Source organism: Caulobacter sp. GW456-12-1-14-TSB4 (assembly GCF_059424195.1).
The window spans coordinates 1-4,379 of the sequence record NZ_JBWKZF010000067.1 but is presented as its reverse complement, the minus strand read 5'-3'; the positions used below and the strand labels follow the sequence as shown (position 1 = coordinate 4,379).

Genomic DNA, 4,379 nt, shown 5'->3' with positions numbered 1-4,379 from the left:
CCCCAACCCTCTCCCTATGGGAGAGGGAGCGACTACTCCGCCACCGGCCCGCTGGAGTCCCGCACGATCAGCGTATGCGGATGCATCAGCTGCCTGGGCTCGCCGCCGCCGTCGCGTTTGCGGCGGATCTCTTCCAGCACCAGGTCGACGGCGGCGCGGGCCATGGCGGCAATGGGCTGGTGGACGGTGGTCAGGGCCGGCCAGATGTTGTCGGCGATCGAGGTGTCGTCGAAGCCGACGATCGAGACGTCGCCCGGCACGTCCATGCCCAGGCGGTGGGCCACGCCGGCGGCGGCGGCGGCCATGTCGTCATTGCCGGCGAAGATCGCGGTCGGGCGCGGATCGACGGCCAGCAGGCGCTCGGCCGCCTCCAGGCCCGAGCGATAGGTGAAGTAGCCCTGCTCGACCTTGATATCCTCCATCGGGACCTGGGCGGCCTTGAGCGCGGCCATGAAGCCGTCCAGGCGCTGCTGGCTGACCGTCTGGTTCGGGTGGCCCTTGATGAAGCCGAAGCGCCGGTGGCCCAGGTTGATCAGGTGCTGGGTCAGCTCATAGGCGGCCGCCTCGTTGTCGATGCGGATGGTGGCCATGTCGGCGCTGGCCATGCCGGGCGCGACCGCCACGGCGGCGGCGCCGGCGGCCTTCACCTCGGCCAGGACCTGCGGCGACTCGCAAAGCGGCGGCGGCAGGATCAGGCCATCGACGCCGGTCTTCAGCAGCCGGGCCAGGGTGGCGCCGGCCAGTTCGGGCTCGGCGCACTTCTCGATGACGATCTGGGCGCCGGTGCGGCTGCTCTCGTCCAGCGCCCCGACCAGGAACTCCGACAGGTAGCCGGTCGAGGGGTTGTCGTAGAGCAGGCCGATGCGGAACGGCGCGCTGCCGGCCAGGCTGCGGGCGGCGGGGTTGGGGGAATAGTTGAGGTCGGAAATAGCCTGCTCGACCAGGGCGCGGGTCTCTTCCTTGACGGTGCTCTCGCGGTTGATGACCCGCGAGACGGTCATCGGCGAGACGCCCGCGCGGGCGGCCACGTCGCGGATGGTGGCGCTCTGGGTCGTGCGACGACGCTGGCGCTCGGCAGGCTGGCTCATTCTTGTATCCGTCCCTTTGCGGCGGGGATGCTAGACCGCTTCGGGGCAGAGGTGGAAGACAGGGCGGATATGAGCGGTCTCGGCGCGATCATCCTGTGCGGCGGCGCGTCCCGGCGGATGGGGCGCGACAAGGCCGTGCTCGACTGGGACGGCGTCCGGGCGGTGGACCGGGTGGCGGCTCTGGCGCGGTCGGTCGGCGCGGAGGCGCTGGTGACGGCGGGCGCGGACCTGGGCCTGCCGTGGGTTCCGGATGACGAGGCGTTCGCCGGGCCGGTTGGCGGGGTGCTGGCTGGCGCGCGGGCGCTGGGGACGGCAAGGTTGCTGGTGCTGGCGGTGGATGCGCCGACGGTGACGGCGGAGGATTTGGCGCCGTTGTTGGTGAGCGGGGGCTACTATGAAGGCTTGCCGGTGCCGATGGTGCTGGCGACGAGTGCGATCCCGGCCGATGCGGAGGCCGGGTGGCCGCTGCGAAAGTTCGTGGAGCGGGCTGGCTTGACGGCGTTGATTGTATCCGCAGGCGCGATGGATCGGCTTCGGGGGGCGAATACGCCGGAGGAGCGTGAGGGTCTTTTGCGCCGCTGAGCGCCCCCTCCGTCACGAGGCTGCGCCTCGCGCCACCTCCCCCGTTTTACGGGTGAGGAGTTTCTTCTCCTCCCTCGCGAAGCGGGGGAGGTGGATCGGCGCGGATACGCGACGAGACGGAGGGGGCGCTCAGCGGCCGCTCAATACACGTCCCGCCGATACCGACCTTCATCCGTCAGGCGCTCCAGCACCTCGGCCCCCAGCGCCTCGACCAGCGCCGCGTGGACGTCCCGCGACATCCCCTCCAGCGAGCCGCAGACATAGATCGCCGCGCCATTGGCCACCCAGCGGCGCAGGATGTCGGCGGCCGCGATCAGGCGGTGCTGGACGTAAATCCGGCTCTCCTGGTCGCGGGAGAAGGCCAGGTCCACGCGGTCCAGCAGGCCCGAGGCCTTCCAGCCCTCGATCTCGGCGCGGTGGAAATAATCGTGAGCCGCTGTGCGCTCGCCGAACACCAGCCAGTTCCAGCGGACGCCGGCGGCCGCGCGAGCCTTGAGGTGGGCGCGCAGGCCCGCGAGGCCCGTGCCCGAGCCAATCAGGATCAGCGGCCGCGAGGCCTCCGGCGCATGGAAGCTGCGGTTGGTCCGCACGCGGGCGTCGATGGTTCCGCCGATCTGCGCGAACTTGCACAGCCAGCCCGAGCCCAGGCCTGGCGCTCCGTCAGCGCGGGGCATCAGGCGGACGATCAGCTCGACCGCGCCGTCCGACGGCAGTGAGGCGATCGAATATTCGCGGTGCGGCAGCGGCGTCAGCTCGGCGATGTCGCCGATGGGGCCGTGCGGCAGGCGCAGGCCCGACAGCGCCTCGGTCAGCTTGGCGGGCAGGCCCAGCGCGGCGACCTCGGCCGGGTTGTTGCGCGAGCCGATCTCCAGGATGTCGCCGGCCTGCCAGGTCGCGCCGTCGGTCGGGACGAGCCGGATAGACCAGGCCTCGCCGCCGGGGCTGCCGGGGTTGAGCAGGGTGCGCTCGGCCAGGGTCCAGCGGCCGTAGGCCGGGCGGCTCCAGTCGGGGGCGTCGGTGACGCCGGTGAGCAGCGAGAGCTGCCCTTGCCAATGGCGCAGAGCGGCCGGATCGCCGTCATCGACCTCGACGCGGTCGAACAGCGGCTCGCCGCCGGCATGGGCCAGCCAGGCGTCGAGGCTGCGGCCGAAGGCGCAGAACTCGGCATAGGTCGAGTCCCCCAGGGCCAGCACGCCGTAGCGCAGGCCGGGGAGCTGGACGCCGTCCTTCATCACGTCGCGGATGAAGGCGCGGGCCGGGTCGGGCGCGTCGCCCTCGCCGGTGGTGCTGACGATGAACAGGGCGCGGCCGGTCAGGTCGGCGGCGGTGACGGCGCCGAGTTCGCGCAGGGTGACCGGCGCGCCGGCTTCGGCCAGCGCCTTGGCGGTGGCGTTGGCCAGTTCCTCGGCGAAGCCCGTCTGGCTGGCGAAGGCGACCAGCACCGGCTCGCCGGCGCCTTGCGACAGGGCCTTGGCTTCACGGCGGACGGCGGCGGCGCGCAGGGCCTCGCGCACGGCGATGCCCGCGCAAAACAGGGCGTAGGCGCCGGCAACGGCGCCGGCCTCGATGAGACGGCGGGTCTCAGGCGGGAAGGCGGAGAGGTCGAACATCAGTCCAGCATCGCCCTCAGGGCCGGCGACAGGCGTTCCTCCAGGCCGCCGGACGCACGCGACACGATCAACGCGGCCAGATCGTGCTTGGCGGCGAAGGCCAGGGCGGCGTCGGGGGCCATGACGGTCAAGGCCGTGGCCCAGGCGTCGGCGCTCATGCAGTCCTTGGCCAGCACCGTGACGCTGACGGTGGCGTGGGTGGTCGGGGCGCCGGTGGCGGGGTCCAGGGTGTGGGCGTAGCGGCGGCCGTCGTGGTCGAAGAACCGGCGGTAGTCGCCGGAGGTGGCGACGGAGAGGTCGTGCAGGGCGACCATGGTGCGCTCGGCGTCGTTCGCCGTTGGCGGCCGCTCCAGCTCGACCCACCACGGCTGGCCGTCGGGCTTGGCGCCCGTGCCGCGCAGCTCGCCGCCGACCTCGACGAGGTAGCTCTTCACCCCGGCCCGATCGAGGGCGGCGGCGGCCTGGTCGACGCCGAAGCCCTTGGCGATGCCGTTGAGGTCGAGGCGCACGGCGCCGGGCTGTAACAGGGCGTCGTCGTCCAGGATCAGGCGCCTCCAGCCGCCGGCCTCGCGGAGGGGTACAATGTCAGCCGCCAGCGGCGGCTCGCCGGGAAAGGGATGCGGGCCAAAGCCCCAAAGGTCGGTCAGCGCGCCCAGGGTCGGGTCGAAGGCGCCGTCGGTCTGCTCGGCGATTTCGATCGCCCGTCGCAGGACCGTGGCGAAGGCGGGCGGCAGTGGCCGCCATGTCCCGACGGGCGCGCGGTTGTAGCGGGAGAGGTCCGACAGAGGCTCCCACGGGCTCATCTCGCGCACCACGGCGTCGAGGGCGCGCTGGACCATGGCTTCGAGCGCGGGAAGGTCGGTGGTGACCGGCAGCACCGCCTTCACCGACCAGGTCGTCCCCATGGTCGCGCCGCCGAACGCGCGCACGCTCCCGCCGACGGGGCGGGCGGGCGGCGTGGTGATGGCGGGGACGAGGACGCGGGGCATGGTTTCAATCGAACCCTTCCCCCTTGATGGGGGAAGGGCAGGGTTGGGGGCGATGCGGTGGTGAGGCTGACGCGGCGTCGCTAGTCCTGACGCGGCGCCACCCCCATCCC

The 4,379-nt window shown here is 72.4% G+C and carries 4 protein-coding genes; 1 reads left to right on the top strand and 3 read right to left on the bottom strand.

Annotation, left to right across the window (positions count from 1 at the left end):
* Positions 1-32 precede the first annotated feature (32 nt).
* The gene (gene xylR / locus AC07YH_RS26590; protein WP_494749891.1) at positions 33-1,088 is read right to left on the bottom strand and encodes a transcriptional regulatory XylR; all 1,056 of its coding nucleotides are present in this window, start codon (positions 1,086-1,088) and stop codon (positions 33-35) included.
* A 69-nt stretch (positions 1,089-1,157) separates the two neighbouring features.
* On the opposite strand from xylR, the gene mobA reads away from it, so the two are divergent.
* Complete coding sequence (gene mobA, locus AC07YH_RS26585; protein WP_494749890.1) at positions 1,158-1,670, top strand: molybdenum cofactor guanylyltransferase; 513 nt, start codon at positions 1,158-1,160, stop codon at positions 1,668-1,670.
* A 140-nt stretch (positions 1,671-1,810) separates the two neighbouring features.
* On the opposite strand, the gene AC07YH_RS26580 is transcribed toward mobA, so the two are convergent.
* A complete protein-coding gene (locus AC07YH_RS26580) occupies positions 1,811-3,280 on the bottom strand; it encodes a sulfite reductase subunit alpha (protein WP_494749889.1) in 1,470 nt (489 codons plus the stop codon).
* On the bottom strand, positions 3,280-4,269 hold the full coding sequence (locus AC07YH_RS26575) for an FAD:protein FMN transferase (RefSeq protein WP_494749888.1): 990 nt from the start codon (positions 4,267-4,269) through the stop codon (positions 3,280-3,282). Before AC07YH_RS26575 ends, AC07YH_RS26580 begins: the two co-directional genes overlap by 1 nt.
* Between the last annotated feature and the right edge of the window lie 110 nt (positions 4,270-4,379).

What these genes read in the sequence shown, in the direction of transcription:
- xylR (WP_494749891.1), bottom strand. Translation starts at nt 1,088, where the DNA reads ATGAGCCAGCCTGCCGAGCGCCAGCGTCGTCGCACGACCCAGAGCGCC.
- mobA (WP_494749890.1), top strand. Translation starts at nt 1,158, where the DNA reads ATGAGCGGTCTCGGCGCGATCATCCTGTGCGGCGGCGCGTCCCGGCGG.
- AC07YH_RS26580 (WP_494749889.1), bottom strand. Translation starts at nt 3,280, where the DNA reads ATGTTCGACCTCTCCGCCTTCCCGCCTGAGACCCGCCGTCTCATCGAG.
- AC07YH_RS26575 (WP_494749888.1), bottom strand. Translation starts at nt 4,269, where the DNA reads ATGCCCCGCGTCCTCGTCCCCGCCATCACCACGCCGCCCGCCCGCCCC.